Genomic DNA, 17427 nt, shown 5'->3' with positions numbered 1-17427 from the left:
GTTGACAATCATCGCCAAGAACCTGTTTTTTTGTAAAAGAATCTGTTTACATTCTGTCTTTTTTGGAAAAGCAGAATGCCAAGATTGATGCTCAGTGATGACCAATACGAACGGATTAGCCCGTTTTTGCCGGGAAAGGATTCGGATCCGGGACGAACAGCAGCAGATAATCGGCTTTTTGTCGAAGCGGTTTTATGGATCGCCCGAACTGGAAGCCCATGGAGAGATTTACCACCCGATTTCGGACTCTGGAACAGTGTGTACAAACGCTTTGCCAGATGGTCACGGGCAGAAATATGGCATTCCGTTTTTGCTGAACTTGCGGGCGATGCCGATTTCGAGGAAATCTTCATCGACAGCACTATCGTACGGGTTCATCAGCATGCAGCGGGCGCTCCCAAAAAAACGGTGACCAGTCGATTGGTCGTTCTCGCGGGGGATTGACAACCAAGATTCACGCTCTGGTTGATGGGCTGGGCATGCTTGCCCGTTTTAGTTTGACTGGTGGTCAAAAGAGCGACACCAGAGAAGCATTGCCTTTACTTGGTGAATTGAAACCTTCAAGCTTGGCTGCAGACAAAGCCTACGATACGAATGTGATTCTACAATATCTGGAGTCGGTAGGCATTCAGGCTGTCATCCCCAGCAAAGAGAATCGCCGTGAGCAACGCCCACTGGACAAACATCTTTACGCTTCACGCAATTTGATCGAACGTTTCTTTTGCCGTATCAAGCAATTTCGACGCGTAGCTACACGCTTCGACAAACTCTCAAAACGCTTCGCATCATTCGTTGCGCTCGCTGCTGCATTCGTCTGGCTGTGTTAATTGTCAACAGCCCCTAGTACTTAGCACAACAAAATGCACATTAAGACTATTCTTAGGCTCAATTATTTTTTATGCTGGAGATGCTTCTAAACATTTAAATTCTGGGATGAAAAATGGATGAAATTGAGTTTTACAAAGGTGGTAATGTAAGCATTACAAATGCAAGATTTTTAGTTGGCTCGACTACATACGCGATGAATGGCGTCACCTCCGTTAAGCGTGGCAAGACAGACCCTTCAAAAGCAGCACCTGTTATTGCTGGATTAATAGGTTTAGCAATGGTATTTGTTGCGACAACATTTTTGTTCAAAGCTATCGGCGTGGGATTATTCCTATTGGCTGTTGTATGGTTTAGATCAATTAAGCCTGAATACATTGTTGTTTTGAATAGTGCATCAGGTGAGTCTCAGGCGTTAAGCAGCCAAGATGTAAAGTATATTAATGATGTTATTAATGCGTTAAATGAAGCAATCATCCACCGCGGCTAGATTTGCTGTGCCCCATTTTCGGGGCACTTCTTAATGACGAAAGTGTTCAAGCACCAGCGTCTCAATCAGATTGCTCTCTTCCTGAATAAACCCCAGCAGCAGCCTTGCCTCATATTGCACATCATCACTGTTGCGGTTAGGCCGATCGCGCAGGCCATAGTGATGCACACGCGCCATGCGCTGCACTCGCTCGACAAACTCCACGCTGGCTGCATCGGCAGTGCTTTTGTAAGCACCTATGAGGACATGGGGCATGGCCCTGACTGATATGAAAGTGCGCACGGCAAAACCAGAAGAAAAACAGTATTCACTGACGGACAATGGTGGGATGCTTCTGTTAGTTCACCCCAATGGCTCAAAATACTGGCGGTTGCGTTTTCGCTTTGGCGGTAAGCAGCACCTTCTGGCGTTAGGGGTTTATCCTGATATCTCTCTGGCACAGGCGCGTCAAAACACGATGAAGCCAGGAAACTGGTTGCTGCGGGAATGGATCCCCGAGAGTATAGGAATGCGGTAAAGGCCAAGGAAGAATACGATGGCAAAAACTTCGAGGCCGTGGCCCGTGCCTGGCATGGCGACAACTAGAAATGTTACGAAAAAAAAGCACCATCACCACACTACACTCCTCTGGCAAGATACGCGGTACAAGCCGCATTGATTTCGTCCATCAGCGTTTTGGCCAAGGGGGTTAATCCTAACTGCTGTTTGTAGATCAGCGTATACTCGGCATCAGGCAGGGTTTCTTTGATAGGCACAATCGATACGATATCTTTGATGTGATCAACATTGAGAATTGCCTTGGGACCAATAAACAGATAATCCTCATTGGTCACCAACTGTTCACCAATTGTCATTGAGTCACCATAAATGATGCGAGAGTCAGCCGGCTTGCCGTTGGGGAAAATATGTTTTTCGAGCTCCTTGTAGTATCCCGTTCTGGAATTTGGGAAATACCATTTACACCCTTGCAATTGGATGAGTGTGGTGCTGCCCGCTAACGGATGCCCATGCCGTGCCATAATGCAAAATTCTGCTTTGATAGCATTCTCGATGAAAAACTCATTCATGGCTATTTCTGGTGAAGCAATGCCAAGGTAGAAGTCTATTCTCCCTAAGCGTAACGACGTGATCAGTTCAGATAATTGTCCTTCTATAATGGTGATCGTGGCATTCGGGTGTTCTTTTTGAAATTTGTTGATCAATGCGGGCATGATACTGAAGGCGGGCAAATGTGAGCAGCCAAACACAACGGAACCTTGTGATATTTGGCTAGCCTGGTGCAGTTCATCAACGGCCCTTTCCAGATCGTTAAGCAGCATCGCCACTCTGGGTTCAAAAATGCGGCCCATCTTGGTTAGCACCATGCCTTGAGGCCCTCGGGCTAACAGGGTAACGCCCAATATTCTTTCTAACTCCTGAATACTGCGTGTCATGGCCGGTTGCGTTTGAAACAGCGCTTGTGATGCCGTTCTGATGCTTCCATAGCGAATGATTGCCTGAAAATTCCGGAGTTGATTAATTTTGGGAAGCTCTTTCATGGGTCACCATCAGCAATATTGGACGCGTCTTTTCTAAGTTAGCCGGATTTTTGATGTTGGCAACAACACATTGAACAAACGGTTGTATTGACCATGTCAAGCTGAAGATGCGCCATTAAATACCATGGTTACGGACAAGCCATGGCCGGGTTTGCCGTCAATCATATCTTTTTTTAATCCGCAGTATAACCCTTGCGTAAAGCACTGTTGGTAGAGGACGGGAATTTGTACACTTGGCGAGGGGCGAAACTGTAGTGACCTGCATTTGAATAAAAAGTATTAACTATAATTGACGAAAAAAAGAGCGTTTTTGATTTCGGACATCGGTGTTGAAACCATTAAACCCAGTGATTGTAGTGAAGTAATTTTTATCACTAATAAGAAAATGGCATCATCAAAAATAAATGGTTATTAATCAGTCTAATCGTGTTTATTCTTTAAACGATCGTTCATGATGCAGTGCCTTGACGACTGCAATAACAGGGTAAGATGCGCGTGTTTTACCCCTTTTTGGTCTTCCTATAAAGTGTGGTTCAATGTAAATCTGTTTTTAATTTGAAAGCTTTTGTGTTTTTCTGTCAGGTTAAAATGAAGATATAGCATTAGTTTATCACTGATAAAAATAACTTCCTTTACCATGCTGTCTGGTGGGATTTATAGTGAATCCCGCAAGTCAATGTCGGTGTGGTTTTTTACTGTTTTATTTCTCTGGAAATCTATTAAAACACCCGGGTGACTAAATAAACGTTTTTCATGTTTATGGCTAACGTCTACTCCTTTGAATGAAAATATTTAACTCATCGTCATGTGAATATTCAGTCGATATTTAAATATCAGTAATGATGAATTATAACCAGTAAGGTATATGTAAATGAAAAAGATCGTTTTCTCCTCCATTGCTATCTCAATGATGTCTGCTGGCCCGGTACAGGCGGCGTCAACCGGCACCATCACTTTTAATGGACAACTGAATTCAAATACCTGTGATGTAGTGGTTGATGGCCAGTCTGCGGATGCTACCGTGGTGCTGCCGACTATTGGAACGAAACAGCTGTCTACCACCGGCCAAACGGCGGGGGATATGGGCTTTACCATGGCGCTGAATAACTGTGCGGGCACATTGGAAACCGCATCTGCATTCTTTGAAGCAGGGACTACGGTAGATTCTGTGACCGGGCGTTTGAATAACACCGGGACAGCATCCAACGTCAGCCTGCAATTGCTTGATGGTTCCAGCCCGTCTCGTGCGGTCATTGAAGCGGGTAACCAAAGTCAGGTTAACGGCAATACCTATGTCAATATCTCCTCGGGCAGCGCCAACCTGCCATATATCGTGCGCTACTTTGCAGAAGGTGCAACCACGGCGGGTACGGTTGTTAGCAACGTTGTCTACTCTATTCAGTATCAGTAATTGTTCACGGGAGGGGGAATGCCCTCCCAGTTTTCCGTCAGGAGTATCGTATGAAATATCCTTCTTTCAATCTTCAGCGGATGTGCTTACTTGCAACGGCGTTGTTTAGCATGACAGGGCAGGCCAGCGTCGTTATTAGCGGTACCCGGGTAATATATCCCGCTGATGCCAATGAAGTGAGTGTTAAAATCAATAATGGTGGCCCGTCGCCCGTATTGTTGCAAAGTTGGATCGATAACGGTGATGTCGATGCCAAACCTTCTGCCATTAGAGTGCCGTTTGTATTGACCCCGCCGATGAACCGCGTGGAGTCGGGTAAAGGGCAAACGCTGCGTATCAGCTATACCGGTGATACATTGCCATCTGACAGAGAATCGGTTTTTTGGCTGAACGTATTAGAAGTGCCAGCTAAATCTCAGGCAAAAAGCGAAGAGAACCGTTTGCAGATGGCTTTTCGTTCACGAATCAAACTGTTTTATCGCCCGGTGGGGCTGGAAGGTAATGCGAATGAGGCTGCAAAAGCCATTACCTGGAATGCTCAGGGGAATCGCATTCAAGCGACCAACCCAACGCCATATTATGTTTCTTTGGTCAATATTACTGTAAATGGCAAGAAACAGGATTATGCGATGGTTGCACCGCGCAGTACCATGATGTTGGAATTATCTGCCAGTGCCGGAAATAAGATTAGCGGTAGTTTTGTTAATGATTATGGGGCGGTGCATGGCTTTGAGTCTGTAGTGAAATAATATTCTCCGCGTAATAAATTTTAATTTATAGCCATCATCATTCAGGAAAAGGGTGTTGACAGGAATCATTATGTCAAAATATTTTCAAGCCGAACCCAACAATAAGTTGCTGCAATTGAGTGCGGCTATTATATCTGCACTATTTATGGGTAATGTTAGTGCTGAAATGAAACCTGGCATGCCTGTGGGGAACGCTAATGATTTGGAGTTTGATGCTTCTTTCCTGAATGTTGATAATGCTGCTTTGATCGATCTTAGCCGCTTCGCGACGGGTGCTTCAGTGTTGCCGGGGGTTTATAAAACGGCAGTCTATATTAATGAACAGTGGATCAGCAATGTAGATGTCGAGTTTAAAGCACATACAGATAAAACGGTATATCCGTGTCTTTCGATCGATTTGATGAAAAGCATTGCGTTTAATTATGAGAAATTGCCGTCGGATTTTTTCGGCTCACAGAATCTGGGCGAACAGTGTGTCGATTTGCAGCAAAAACTTCCTGAGGCACAGATTAATTATGACAGTAACGAGCAACGGCTAGATATCGTTATTCCGCAGATATACATGCAGAACACGGCACGCGGCACGGTGAGTCCGGAATTATGGGATGACGGTATCTCTGCGTTACTCATGGGTTATAACGTCAATGGCTACACCAGTGAATCGCAGGGTAAGACCTTTAATTCGTTATTTGCTGGGTTGAATGCCGGGCTCAACGTTGGCCCCTGGTATTTACGGCACAACGGCGCTTATACCCATATGGATAACGCGCCCAGTACATACAACAGCATCAATACTTACCTCCAGCGCGACATCCCAACGCTGAAAGCACAGATGCTGATGGGGCAATCAAATACGGTTGGGCAACTGTTCGATACGCTGCCCTTTACCGGTGCGCAGTTGATGACCGATGAGCGGATGTTACCGGAGTCCCAGCGCGGTTATGCCCCTGAGATTCGTGGTATCGCTCGCACCAATGCGCGGGTCACCGTGCGACAAGGTGGGCAGGTTTTGTATGAAACCACCGTCAGTCCCGGCGAGTTTCTGATCAATGACCTCTATCCCACTGGTTATGGTGGCGATCTGAATGTCACGGTGCGGGAGTCTGATGGCACTGAGCAACATTTCAGTGTGCCTTATGCGTCGGTGGCTCAGTTGCTACGCCCTGGCTCATCACGCTATGCGATCACTGGGGGAGAAGTGCGCAGCGATAATTTGCGCGATAAGCCATCGCTCTATCAGGCGACGTATCAACGCGGTTTGACTAACGCGATTACGGGGTATGGCGGCGTGCAAGCCAGTGAAAATTATTCCGCAGTGCAGTTAGGGGCTGCGGTAGGTACGCCGATAGGTGCGCTTGCGTTTGATGCTACTCAGGCGCGTACACGGTTGGATAATCCAGCCAGTGCGGAGAGTCAATACCGGGCGGGAGGCGCTTTTAATGGGCAAAACTATCGCGTGAGCTACAGTAAACTTATCAGTGAAACCAACAGCAACCTGTCGCTGGCGGCATACCGTTTTTCGACGGATGGTTACATGGATTTTATGATGGCGATGCGTACACGCAATGCGGCGGCTGAGGGATATTCACCAGAAGCGATCTCAAGAGCGAAGCATCGTGTTACGGTCACTGCCGGGCAAGGGCTGCCTGTGAATTGGGGACAGATATATTTCAGCGGTTCGTTGCAGAACTACTGGAATGACGCGGGCAGCGAAAAGCAGTATCAGATGGGCTATAACAATCGTTATAAAAATCTTTCTTACGGCGTGAGCGTTAATCGTAGCTTCTCCAGTCTGGGGGCCGCGCAGACGAACTACCTGTTGAGTTTCAGCATGCCCTTGGGCCGAAATGATGCTTCTCATACGCCCTATTTGCGTATGGATCTGTCTCACGACAGCAGCGGCCGTTATGGTCAGCAAGCAAGCGTGTCGGGCGCTGTGGGAGCCGATAATCCGCTGAGCTATGCGGTGACGGCGATGTATGCCAACCAGAATAGGGGATCCAGTGGGGCCGTGAGCGGTAACTACCGTAACGCGGCGACAGCGGTGAGTGGCGCCTACAGTACCGGCAAGGGATATCACAGTGCGTCTGCCGGGATGAACGGTACGGTTATTGGCCATGCGGGCGGCCTCACGTTCACGCCGTACACGTCGGATACCTTTGCATTGGTGGAAGCCAAAGGTGCAGAGGGTGCCAGCGTGTCATCGTATCCGGGCGTAAGTATTGATTCACGCGGCTATGCCGTAGTGCCGTACTTGAGCCCCTATCAGATGAATGAGATCAACATCGACCCCAAAGGTGCGTCAGCGAATCTGGAGCTGGATAGCACCAGTATGAAAGTAGCTCCGCATTCCGGTGCGGTGGTGAAGGTGAAATACAACGCCAAGAGCGGTACACCCATTTTGGTTAATGCCACCTATCAGGGAGAGCCCGTGCCTTTTGGTGCCGATATTTTTGATAGTCAAGGCAACAGCGTGGGTGCTGTCGGACAGGGCGGTCAGTTATATGCGCGTGTGTCACAAGACAAAGGGCAACTGCGCGTGAAATGGGGAGACGATCCTGATATGTCGTGTACGGTTGGCTACTTGCTGATGCCAATGGCGAAAGGAAAAGAACAGCGGCAGATTCAGCAATTCAATTCTGTGTGTAAATCTGCAGTGGCTTCTGCATAGCCAGAAGCCACATTGGCCAAAAGTAGCACAGCAACACGCGTTCATAACCGGTGATGGCAGTGACATGCTGCCTGCCCTTTTCGGTCGATGCCGGAAGTTGGAGAGACAGTATGAAATATTTGAACAACTCTTTTTTAACGCTGCTTGGCACGATGTTGCTTGCGATAGTCAGCAGCAACAGTTGGGCCGCAATATCTTGTGATTATAAAGCGGGATTTGGCACGTCTTCGATCAGCGTGCCGTTAAGCCCGCCGATCATATCGGCCGGTGCAGATATGCCGATAGGTACCATTATTTATCAGGGGCGTTGGATGAATGCACCCTCGGTAGAAATTGAGTGCCGATCGCCTGGTGGCGGCTTTCCCTTCAACTGTGCGGTTGGGATTGAACAAGCGTCACAGCCGCTGAGCGGATTGAATAGTGGCCCGTTTGCCGGAGCGGTGTATCAAACCAATATTCCAGGGATCGGGGTCGCGATATCACGTCATAGTGAAAGTGCTGCCGCAACGCTTGGGACATTTGGCTATCGTAACGATGACGTTATTTTCGGTAGCGATCCATATGGTGGTGTGACGCTGGGAGCCGCAACACGTTATATCTCGCTGATTAAAATTGGTCCGCTGACACCAGGAAGCTATGCTATCTCAGCATCCAGTTTCCCTGTGGCAAGTGATAATATGGTGAGTTCGCGTTCTGGAGAACAGATCCAAGGATTACCACTCCAATTAAACCGCGTCACCTTTACCGGAAATCTGACGGTAACGGCGCAAACCTGTACCACGCCGGACGTAAATGTTGCGATGGGAGCCTATGATATCCGACAACATTTCAGAGGTATCAATTCCGCGACGCCGTGGATTGATGCATCGATTTCTCTGCAAAACTGCCCGACATTCCATGGCTTTTATAATCAAACCAACACCACCACATTGATGGATTTTAATACCGGCAGTGCGGCTGCAACAGCATCCATCAATAACAGCATTGGTGTGCGATTGACGCCAACAACAGCAGTGAAAGATGCTGCCAATGGGATCATGGATATCGACTCATCGCTGCCCGGTGCGGCTTCAGGCGTCGGTATTCAGATCGGCTGGGGGGCGAATAATCAGACACCAACGCCGTTTAATTTCTCGTCGGAGCACGCCATGACGTTACTGAAAGACGGCAGCCCGACGATCCGGGTTCCGTTATCCGCACGCTATATTCAAACAGATACCGTTGCGACTGCCGGGAGAGCCGATGGTAAAGTGGTGTTTACCATTAATTATTACTAGCTGATGCTGCTCGGATACATACCCAGTAGAAATGCAATGCGACGGCTATAAACATCGCATGGCTTTCGCTAAGGTCCCTTTGCGGGATTTGAGTTTAGTGGCCACCTCCTTCGGTAAAGAAGGCCAGATATTCAGATGCGGTTTGGTTTTCGCTTCTATCTCGTTAATGGTGACTTGATAGTGACAGATATTGGCGGCTCGTGGGGTATCCTGATCCATGATAAATGCAGCAAATTCGCCAGTTTCCGGACGGTTGCCGGTGAAAATAACCTTCCAATAACCGCTGGGGATCTCAACGTCAGGGGCTGCTGGCAGCGTGGCTATCTTGCGCGTAAATAAAGGGCCGGTAACCACGTAAACGGGGGGCGGATTTGGGCGACTTGCCAGCAACCGTTCTTGCAATTCCAAACGGGCCCAGGGACTTTGGTTTAAGGCTGATCTCTGTGGCGTGATATTTGATAAATAGTTGAGTGCTTGCCAATCGGATGAACCAGCAAGCCCCGCGAGCGGTGCTTGATGCCCACGATCGATAGACAGTGCAGCATTTGCACCGGTGTAGGCCGCTGGGGCCAGCGTGTCCGATTCGGGTAGCACAGGGTCGCGCCTCCAGTTTCTGGTGCCGCCACTGGCAATACTGTCATGGGTGACTTTATAGGCTACCCAATTGGCGAACCGGGTATTGCGATTATTGTTTAATGTATAGGCTTCACGTATCACAGTTTGTTGGCTTCCCCCTACAGGACATCCCACCGCACAGTTATCAATCTCTGGTTCATCTTCCGATACGCTCATGGGTGAAAATGTGTTTGATGCTACCGGCTCAGGCTGTTTTGTTGTGGTACAGGCTGCGAGAAAGATGACTGGGAGCAGTCGAGAAAAGGTATATTTCATGGTGTCGTCCAAGTGCTGGCAACATGGGGATAGAGGGACAAAGGCGTTCCCATATACGTTTCGCTTAACGATAAGGTGACATGAGTTTTTTAAACGGCAGTTTAATATCCATCAATGCAATAAAAACAAATGATGATCTTGAGAGGGTTATTCCAGACGGAAATAGTTTTTGCGGCGACGCGCTCATAATGCCGTCACCGAAAGGGGGACTTCTAAATTGAGGTACTCATTTAGTTCGTTAGTCGATTAATCGTTGGGAGGGATGCGGAATCCTTTCAACGAAATAACAAACATCCCTGCTTTTTTGCTGATCTTTGCACCTTGTGCACACCATGCATCAGCGATTCTGAAAAAATCGTCAGTAGTCACAGAATAATCAAGAAGCACTTTGCTGGTGGTGCCGGACGCGAGTAACTTTTCAGCTTCACTCGTACTTTTGGCATGAATGGTTATCATTTTTTCATCTCCAGATGGCCGTGCCACTATTATGTGTATAAATGATGACACTATGATGACGAAGAGATGGGTAGCGCGAGAAATAAAAAAGCCAGCGCGTTGCTGGCTTGATAACGGCAGATTAATGGAGACGTTTAGCCGCGCAGGCGTGCTGCAACGGCGGCAACACGTGCCCCATACTGCTTTGCGGTCTCCAAATCACCGGAAGGAATATCATCTGCCGGGCCATCGGAAGGGGATTGCACCAGAAGGCCTACTGAGCCACCAAGGTTGTTAACATCCTCACGTGTCGCCGTTTTGGTGTTAGCGGGCAGTAAGCCCAGGCTCACCCACAGACCACCGTGTTGCGAAGCCAGTGTTTGCATCCAAATCAGGCTAACCTGCTTGTCGCCGTTCAGGCTGGCACTGTTGGTAAAACCGCCAAAAACCTTATCCTGCCAGGCACGAGTAAACCAGGCTTTAGAAGAGGCATCCGCGAATTTTTTAAACTGCCAGGGCACCGAACCCATATAGGTGGGAGCACCAAAAATAATGGCATCTGCGGCGTTCAGCGTATCCCACTCATCAGCGGTAATATCACCGTTTTCATCCACGGCGATACGCGCTGCATCAGCACCTTGTGCAACATATTCTGCGACACGTTGGGTGTGGCCATATCCTGAGAAATAAACAACAACAGTCTTACTCATGTTCACTTTTCCTTTCGTCAGTAATAACAGGGACGGATGCGGTGGTCTTGTAAGCGATTGAAGAAAGCATCAGTTTTCCATGGAAAGATAGTATATATGGTATACTTCGTTGACAAGAAGGCACCTGAACGATACCAGGTTTCCTGGAGGATACTATGCAAATACACCCGACTCAGGGCGATACCGCGCCCGGTTACAGCGTATATTCATCGCACTGCCCGGCGCGCCAGTTTTTGGAGCGGCTGGCAGACAAATGGACCATACTGATTATTGGTCGTTTGAAGTCAGGTGAGACGCGATTTAATCAATTACGCCGGGACATCGAAGGCATTACCCAAAAAGTCTTGTCGCAAACGCTGAAAAAGCTGGAGCGGGATGGTTTGGTCGCTCGTCGTGTGTTTGCTACGGTTCCGGTTACCGTAGAGTATTCACTAACGCCGGTGGGGTTGACGTTGGTGGAAACATTCGAAAGTTTGGCGCACTGGGCAGAATCCAATATTGAATCAGTGCGGTTGGCACAGGAACAGTATGACCGTTTACACGCTGTGACCAATAGTTAACGACGACGTTGAGGGCTTACGCCGTGAAAGTGAATGATATCGTTACAGTAAAAACCGACGGCGCAGAGCGACGGGAAGGCGTGGTGTTAGCGGTCGAACCGTTTCTGGAAGGGACGATGTACCTTGTTGCCCTGCCGGACTATCCGGCGGGAATCTGGTTTTTTAATGAAGAAGAAAATCCGGAAGGTATTTTTGTGGAACTGAAACGGTAAGGCGCGCATCGCTAGTCGAGCAGGTCTGCAAGCAGACCTGCCCGGTCAGTCAGCGGTTAGAAGGTTTCCCAATGCTCGCTGCTGTTAGTGGCTTTTTTATTTCCGAGAGGCAGTGCTGCTGGTGCGCTTTTGGCTGATGCCAGCGTGTATGACGCGGGTGTCGGCGTTGCACGCTGTTCTTGTAATTTGAACACGGCCACGGCGCGTGTCAGCAGAGCAGCTTGTTCTTCGAGCGAAGCGGCGGCAGCCGTAGCTTCTTGCACTAACGCGGCGTTTTGCTGCGTGACGCTGTCCATCTCGGCAATCGCTTGTCCCACCTGACCAATACCACGGCTTTGTTCGTCAGACGCGGAGGCAATCTCCCCCATGATGTCGGTCACATTGGTAACGGCATCAACAATCTCTTTCATGGTTTGTCCCGCCTGATCGACAAGCGTCGAACCGCTGCTCACCAGCGATACCGATTCAGAGATTAATGTTTCAATCTCTTTTGCCGCCTGCGCACTGCGTTGCGCCAGACTACGAACTTCGCTGGCGACCACGGCAAAGCCACGACCTTGTTCACCGGCACGTGCGGCTTCAACGGCAGCGTTCAACGCCAGAATATTGGTCTGGAAGGCGATACTGTTAATCACGTTGGTGATTTCAGAAATCTTGCGCGAACTGCCGGAAATGCTGTCCATTGTTTCAATCACATTAGAAACGATATTGCCCCCTTGCTTGGCTTTATTGGAGGCGTTGGCTGCCAACTGGCTGGCGTGGTGTGCGTTTTCGGAGTTCTGCTTAACGGTTGCTGTCAACTGTTCCATGCTGGCGGCCGTTTGTTCTAACGCGGCAGCCTGCTGCTCCGTGCGAGATGACAGGTCCGTGTTGCCAGAAGAGATTTCGGTTGAACCCTGATAAATGGAATCTGCGCTTTCACGTACGGTGGCGACCGTGTTGACCAGTGAGGCCTGCATGTGTTGCACATTATTGCCTAACGTGCCGATTTCATTCGAGCCGTAGTTCACTGAGTGCTGCGTGAGATCGCCCTGAGCAATGCGTTGAATCCGCGCTACCAATGCGTTCATCGGGCGGATCACGGCGCCGCGCAGGAACGTAAAGGTCAGCAACGAGAGCAACAGGGCGATACCAAAGCTGGCACCCATCAAGGCATACCCTAAGGTGGCGTTCTCTGTTGCTATCTTATTGAGTTGCTGTGCACGCTCGGTGCGGTAAGCGACCGCATCCAGCAGCGGTTTGTTATAGTTAGCATCAAGAACGCGAACTTCTTCAGCCTCATGACTCAGAACCTCTTCAAACAGGCCGTCCTTTGCCGATGCCATCATGGGCTCGATACCTTGCTTGATATAGTCCTGATAAGCTTTGGTTAATCCGGTATCAAGCGAAGAGTCATATTCGGTTTTTATCGGGCGATTTTCGTACAGTTCAAAGGCTTTTCTTGATTGCTCAACGCGTTGTGCTGCTTGCTTCAGGTTGTCATTGTAGACTGCAGAATCACCAATACGCGCAGCGGAAGACGCCTGAATCAGGAGCAAACGCGCAGATCGTAGGTGATTGGAACTGTTGGAAAGCCCCATGCGCACGTCGATCTCTTGCGTGACGTCGGCGAGGTATTGATTGCTGCGTGCCAGAAAATAGCTGGAAGTCCCTATCGACAAGGCAAACATCAACATGATGCCACCAAGAATGATGACGAATAAAGGCACTAAGCGTAAATTATTCAACACACCTGTTTTCCCCTGCTGTTCAGATTGTGAAGTTATTTTCATGTCCATTCGCTCATTTTTCAGGAAAAGTGATTACAATTTACCAAACAACAAGACACATCACGCATCTTTGGTATTCAGCACCCTTACAGTAACAACGAGTGTTCCTTTTAGTGACAACCAATATAAAAGATAATCGGCATATAGTGAAAAATCTTAATTGTAGTCGTCGGGATCTCGATCACAATTTTTGCTTTTTAAAACGTATTTTCATTTTGGTTGCTGATAAAGTAGCTTGTGGAATTTCGTAACGTCGTTGTAAAAATTTTTGTTGTGAAAAAATAAATGCCGATCTGCCTACTTTTATTGTATCAGTGGGCTGTTTCTATTGGAGTCTTTTTTGAAGAATACAACCACATTTTTTACCAATGAAAAAATAGTCTTTGCGCTGGCAACACTTTGTTGCCTGTTGTGGGGAAGCGCCTATCCGGCCATCAAAAATGGCTATGCCTTGTTCCTGATTGCGGAGGGAGACATCGCCTCAAAGCTGGTGTTCGCCGGTTATCGCTTCGTGCTGGCGGGTGTGTTGCTGCTGCTGTTGGCGCTGGTAAGTGGTAAGGCGATTGCGCGGTTTAAGCCAGGGCAAATTCGGCAATTGGCGGTGCTCGGGGTCACGCAAACCACGTTGCAGTATATCTTCTTTTATATTGGACTCGCTTATACCACAGGGGTAAAAGGGTCTATTATGAATGCCACCAGTACATTTTTTAGCGTACTGATTGCACACTGTATTTATGCTAATGATAAAATAACACCGAATAAAGCATTGGGTTGCTTGTTGGGTTTTTTAGGCGTCACGATTGTTAATATAAAAGGGCTTGATGATTTCAGTTTTACACTAATGGGTGATGGTTTTGTTGTGATTGCTGCATTTATTTTGTCAGCGGCAACAATTTATGGAAAGCGTATTTCTCAAACTATGGATCCTATTGTCATGACAGGGTATCAGCTGGCGGTTGGCGGTATCATCCTTACCCTGACGGGCTATTCCAGCGGTGGCTCACTGAGTGTCCATGGTTGGAATTCTGTCCTGATTCTTTTTTATCTGGTATTACTTTCATCGGTCACCTTCGCGCTGTGGAGCCAGCTGTTAAAATATAACAAGGTCGGTACTGTCGCCCCTTTCAATTTCTTAATCCCGATTGCTGGTGCCGTACTCTCTGCGCTGTTTCTCGATGAGAGCATTCTTGAGTGGCGCTATGCTGCTGCTTTGGTGCTGGTGTGCCTGGGGATTGGGTTGGTAAACCGGGTTCCCCAGAAAAAATAAGCGGATATCCCCTTCGTGTGGCACTGTTGGTTGGGGTGGTACAACACAATATGCCGATGGGGCAAGCGGCAGAAAGCTATACGCTGCTGACCATCGGTGATGGTCTGGTTGCCCAGATACCGGCGTTGGTCATCTCCACGGCGGCGGGTGTAATAGTGACGCGCGTTAGCACTGACCAGGATGTTGGTCAGCAGATGGTCACCCAGTTATTCAACAACCCACGGGTTATGATTCTGAGTGCGGCAGTGCTGGGGCTCATCGGTATGGTGCCGGGCATGCCTAACTTTGTGTTCCTGCTGTTCACCGCCGCGTTGCTGGGATTGGCTTGGTGGATGAAGCAGCGGGAAAACACGGCGCCTGCCGTAGGGGCTGAGCCACAACAGCATGAGAAGCCGAAGATCATTGAAGCTACCTGGTCTGATGTGCAATTAGAAGATCCGCTGGGCATGGAGGTTGGCTACCGGCTGATTCCGATGGTCGATCACCAGCAGGATGGCGAGTTGTTGGGGCGCATTCGCAGTATTCGCAAAAAATTTGCGCAAGAGATGGGTTTTCTGCCACCAGTGGTGCACATTCGCGACAACATGGAATTGCCGCCTGCCAGCTACCGCATCCTGATGAAGGGTGTAGAAGTGGGGCACGGTGAAGCCTATCCTGGTCGCTGGATGGCGATTAACCCCGGGAATGCGTTTGGCGAGTTACCGGGTGACAAGACACAAGATCCCGCCTTTGGCCTGCCGGCCGTGTGGATTGAAGGTGTATTGAAGGAACAAGCGCAGACGCAAGGCTATACGGTAGTGGAAGCGAGCACCGTGGTGGTCACACACCTTAATCACCTGATTGGTCTCTATGCGAGCGAGCTGTTTGGTCGTCAGGAAGCGCAGCAACTGATGGAACGCGTTTCGCAGGAAATGCCGAAGCTGACCGAAGATTTGATCCCTGGCGTTGTTACACTGACCACCTTGCACAAGGTGTTGCAAAATCTGCTTAAAGAGAAAGTGTCTATACGCGATATGCGTAGCATTATTGAAACGCTGGCCGAACATGCACCGGTTCAACCGGATCCTTATGAACTCACCACCGTAGTACGCGTTGCCTTGGGCCGTGCTATCACCCAACAATGGTTTCCGGGGGAAGGCGAGTTGCAAGTGATTGGTTTGGATAGCTCGCTGGAGCGTATTTTACTGCAAGCGCTGCAAGGCGGAGGCGGTCTGGAGCCAGGATTGGCCGATCGCCTGTTGGTGCAGGCTAAGCAGGCACTCAGTCGTCAGGAAATGCTGGGGGCTCCGCCGGTACTGTTGGTCAACCATGCGTTGCGCGGTCTGTTAGCGCGCTTTTTGCATCGCAGTTTGCCGCAGATGGCGGTGCTGTCCAATCTTGAAATCAGCGACAGTCGCCAGATAAGGATGACCGCGATGATTGGGGAGACGCAGTGATCTTGAAACGATTTTCAGTGTTGGCCGTACTGCTTGTGCCCTTGGCTGTTTCTGCAGGGCAAGGCGGATGGAATGCCAGTAAAACCGGAGTGACGTTGACTTATCGCGGTCAGCTGTTTAACTCGGCACCTCTGGCACCAACGCCCGTTCAGGGGGGCAACCCGCAAAATTCAATCACTGTGGTTTATTGGCGTTATACCGTTGATGGGATATACGATCCTGGTTTGCGCGTTAAACTGTGCACCGTGCAGCGCTGCGTAGACATTGAAGGCGGCAGTGGAGCAACCCAAGCTTTCCGAGGGCTACCTGCCACCAGTGAATTCCGCTTTACCTATTTTCTGGAAGGGAAAGGGCGTGTTTATCGCCCGATAGACATAAGGCAAGTCGAGATCGCTGTTAATTATGAATGATGGGTTATGCGCAAGAGGTAGCGCTAGAGATTGATTTTCCTACCACCCATCACCAATCCCGCCGATTGTCCGTCAGGTCCATACAGGCTCTGACCGTGGCGCGGTTTCAATATGGCAATGGCTTCATTTGTATAACTGATATGTTGGTTTAACAGCATACCGTTGTGCTTGTTCATGTCGTGCAAGCGAGCGGTGAGTGTCTGAATCGCTTGCCAACGCTCGAACAGTTCGGTATCGGCCTCATAGGGAGCCTGAAGTTGCAAGCGCACTTCAATTTCTTGCCGGTTTTTATCAAGGTATTGCACCGTCGCTAGCGTAGCACTTTTGATATCAGTGACTTTCTGTAGTGCAACACTGTTGATATGACCCGCGCAGAGCAAAGTTTGCTCTTCAGATAAAATACCGCTCAATTGGTTCAGGTTCTCCAGAACCGCATCGAGGGTTGCTTGCAATTTTTCCATAAGTATCAATTATTCGCTAAGAAGTCTTGAGTATCTTTAATCAGCGCATCCGCGATTTTACCCGCATCAATCTGCAAAGAACCATCACGGATCGCTTGCTTCAGCGTTTCCACGCGGTTCATATCGATATCTTGCGTGCCAGGCTGCATTAAACGCGCTTGTGCGTCGCTCAGCTTAACCTGGGTCCCGGCCACTTCGCTCTGCGCAGGCGTCTGCACACGTTTTTGCTTCCTCGCTTCACTGGCATCGCGAGACTGTACTTGACTAACGGGCTTCAGCGGCTGGGTGCGTTCAATGCTCATAATGTTACCCTCT

18 protein-coding genes and 2 pseudogenes are annotated in these 17427 nt (G+C 49.0%); 12 read left to right on the top strand and 8 right to left on the bottom strand.

The window, feature by feature from the left end; genetic code table 11:
- Positions 1 to 75 precede the first annotated feature (75 nt).
- Both K6K13_RS13340 and K6K13_RS13335 read left to right on the top strand, forming a co-directional pair.
- Positions 76 to 827 (top strand): IS5 family transposase gene (locus K6K13_RS13340; RefSeq protein ID WP_252120266.1). Its coding sequence is split into 2 segments (ribosomal slippage): positions 76 to 409 and positions 409 to 827, totalling 753 coding nucleotides; the frame shifts between segments, so codons are not numbered across the junction.
- A 113-nt stretch (positions 828 to 940) separates the two neighbouring features.
- A complete protein-coding gene (locus K6K13_RS13335; protein ID WP_222157463.1) occupies positions 941 to 1315 on the top strand; it encodes a DUF6232 family protein in 375 nt (124 codons plus the stop codon).
- A 30-nt stretch (positions 1316 to 1345) separates the two neighbouring features.
- Here K6K13_RS13335 and K6K13_RS13330 read toward each other — a convergent pair whose 3' ends face one another.
- The gene (locus tag K6K13_RS13330) at positions 1346 to 1570 is read right to left on the bottom strand and encodes a phage virion morphogenesis protein (RefSeq protein ID WP_222157462.1); all 225 of its coding nucleotides are present in this window, start codon (positions 1568 to 1570) and stop codon (positions 1346 to 1348) included.
- On the opposite strand from K6K13_RS13330, the pseudogene K6K13_RS13325 reads away from it, so the two are divergent.
- Positions 1569 to 1897, top strand: a pseudogene (locus K6K13_RS13325) (Arm DNA-binding domain-containing protein); the annotation flags it as partial. The gene K6K13_RS13330 and the pseudogene K6K13_RS13325 sit on opposite strands and share 2 nt — an antisense overlap.
- 35 nt (positions 1898 to 1932) lie before the next feature.
- Here K6K13_RS13325 and K6K13_RS13320 read toward each other — a convergent pair.
- The gene (locus tag K6K13_RS13320; protein WP_222157461.1) at positions 1933 to 2853 is read right to left on the bottom strand and encodes a LysR substrate-binding domain-containing protein; all 921 of its coding nucleotides are present in this window, start codon (positions 2851 to 2853) and stop codon (positions 1933 to 1935) included.
- 871 nt (positions 2854 to 3724) lie between these two features.
- On the opposite strand from K6K13_RS13320, the gene K6K13_RS13315 reads away from it, so the two are divergent.
- The 4 genes from K6K13_RS13315 (at position 3725) to K6K13_RS23275 (ending at position 8961) form a co-directional block, all read left to right on the top strand.
- Positions 3725 to 4264, top strand: coding sequence for a fimbrial protein (locus K6K13_RS13315; RefSeq protein ID WP_222157460.1), 540 nt, complete (start codon positions 3725 to 3727; stop codon positions 4262 to 4264).
- A gap of 80 nt (positions 4265 to 4344) precedes the next feature.
- Positions 4345 to 5013, top strand: a complete 669-nt coding sequence (locus tag K6K13_RS13310) for a fimbrial biogenesis chaperone (RefSeq protein WP_252120521.1) — start codon at positions 4345 to 4347, stop codon at positions 5011 to 5013.
- A gap of 70 nt (positions 5014 to 5083) precedes the next feature.
- Positions 5084 to 7684 carry a fimbria/pilus outer membrane usher protein gene (locus K6K13_RS13305; RefSeq protein WP_252120283.1) on the top strand — a complete coding sequence of 867 codons (2601 nt, stop codon included), beginning with the start codon at positions 5084 to 5086 and terminating at the stop codon, positions 7682 to 7684.
- A 110-nt stretch (positions 7685 to 7794) separates the two neighbouring features.
- A complete protein-coding gene (locus K6K13_RS23275) occupies positions 7795 to 8961 on the top strand; it encodes a fimbrial protein (RefSeq protein WP_252120282.1) in 1167 nt (388 codons plus the stop codon).
- Positions 8962 to 9006: 45 nt separating this feature from the next.
- Here K6K13_RS23275 and K6K13_RS13295 read toward each other — a convergent pair whose 3' ends face one another.
- From K6K13_RS13295 to K6K13_RS13285, 3 genes are all read right to left on the bottom strand, one after another.
- The gene (locus K6K13_RS13295; RefSeq protein ID WP_222157458.1) at positions 9007 to 9852 is read right to left on the bottom strand and encodes a DNA/RNA non-specific endonuclease; all 846 of its coding nucleotides are present in this window, start codon (positions 9850 to 9852) and stop codon (positions 9007 to 9009) included.
- A gap of 246 nt (positions 9853 to 10098) precedes the next feature.
- A complete protein-coding gene (locus tag K6K13_RS13290; RefSeq protein WP_222157457.1) occupies positions 10099 to 10308 on the bottom strand; it encodes a hypothetical protein in 210 nt (69 codons plus the stop codon).
- Between the two features lie 134 nt (positions 10309 to 10442).
- Positions 10443 to 10997 (bottom strand): flavodoxin family protein, encoded by a 555-nt coding sequence (locus tag K6K13_RS13285; RefSeq protein WP_222157456.1) that lies wholly within the window; start codon positions 10995 to 10997, stop codon positions 10443 to 10445.
- Positions 10998 to 11152: 155 nt separating this feature from the next.
- Here K6K13_RS13285 and K6K13_RS13280 point away from each other — a divergent pair, with 155 nt between their 5' ends.
- Complete coding sequence (locus K6K13_RS13280; RefSeq protein WP_222157455.1) at positions 11153 to 11557, top strand: winged helix-turn-helix transcriptional regulator; 405 nt, start codon at positions 11153 to 11155, stop codon at positions 11555 to 11557.
- A gap of 23 nt (positions 11558 to 11580) precedes the next feature.
- Positions 11581 to 11769: a protein DsrB gene (gene dsrB / locus K6K13_RS13275; protein ID WP_222157454.1), complete on the top strand. Its 189-nt coding sequence runs from the start codon at positions 11581 to 11583 to the stop codon at positions 11767 to 11769.
- A gap of 56 nt (positions 11770 to 11825) precedes the next feature.
- Here the strand turns inward: dsrB and K6K13_RS13270 are convergent, their stop codons facing one another.
- Positions 11826 to 13547 carry a methyl-accepting chemotaxis protein gene (locus tag K6K13_RS13270; RefSeq protein ID WP_222157453.1) on the bottom strand — a complete coding sequence of 574 codons (1722 nt, stop codon included), beginning with the start codon at positions 13545 to 13547 and terminating at the stop codon, positions 11826 to 11828.
- Between the two features lie 331 nt (positions 13548 to 13878).
- Here K6K13_RS13270 and K6K13_RS13265 point away from each other — a divergent pair, with 331 nt between their 5' ends.
- From K6K13_RS13265 to K6K13_RS13255, 3 genes and pseudogenes are all read left to right on the top strand, one after another.
- Entirely contained in the window at positions 13879 to 14805 is a 927-nt protein-coding gene (locus tag K6K13_RS13265; RefSeq protein WP_222157452.1) for a DMT family transporter, read from the top strand.
- A gap of 23 nt (positions 14806 to 14828) precedes the next feature.
- A pseudogene (locus K6K13_RS13260) lies at positions 14829 to 16241 on the top strand (flagellar biosynthesis protein FlhA); the annotation flags it as partial.
- A 2-nt stretch (positions 16242 to 16243) separates the two neighbouring features.
- Positions 16244 to 16651: a flagellar protein FlhE gene (locus K6K13_RS13255; RefSeq protein ID WP_222157451.1), complete on the top strand. Its 408-nt coding sequence runs from the start codon at positions 16244 to 16246 to the stop codon at positions 16649 to 16651.
- Between the two features lie 23 nt (positions 16652 to 16674).
- On the opposite strand, the gene K6K13_RS13250 is transcribed toward K6K13_RS13255, so the two are convergent.
- Both K6K13_RS13250 and flgM read right to left on the bottom strand, forming a co-directional pair.
- Positions 16675 to 17112: a flagella synthesis protein FlgN gene (locus K6K13_RS13250; protein ID WP_222157450.1), complete on the bottom strand. Its 438-nt coding sequence runs from the start codon at positions 17110 to 17112 to the stop codon at positions 16675 to 16677.
- 5 nt (positions 17113 to 17117) lie between these two features.
- Positions 17118 to 17414, bottom strand: coding sequence for a flagellar biosynthesis anti-sigma factor FlgM (flgM, locus tag K6K13_RS13245; RefSeq protein WP_222157449.1), 297 nt, complete (start codon positions 17412 to 17414; stop codon positions 17118 to 17120).
- Positions 17415 to 17427 lie beyond the last annotated feature (13 nt).

It is taken from the genome of Symbiopectobacterium purcellii (genome assembly GCF_019797845.1).
Taxonomy (GTDB): Bacteria; Pseudomonadota; Gammaproteobacteria; order Enterobacterales; family Enterobacteriaceae; genus Symbiopectobacterium; species Symbiopectobacterium purcellii.
This window is presented reverse-complemented; position numbering and strand designations above follow the sequence as displayed.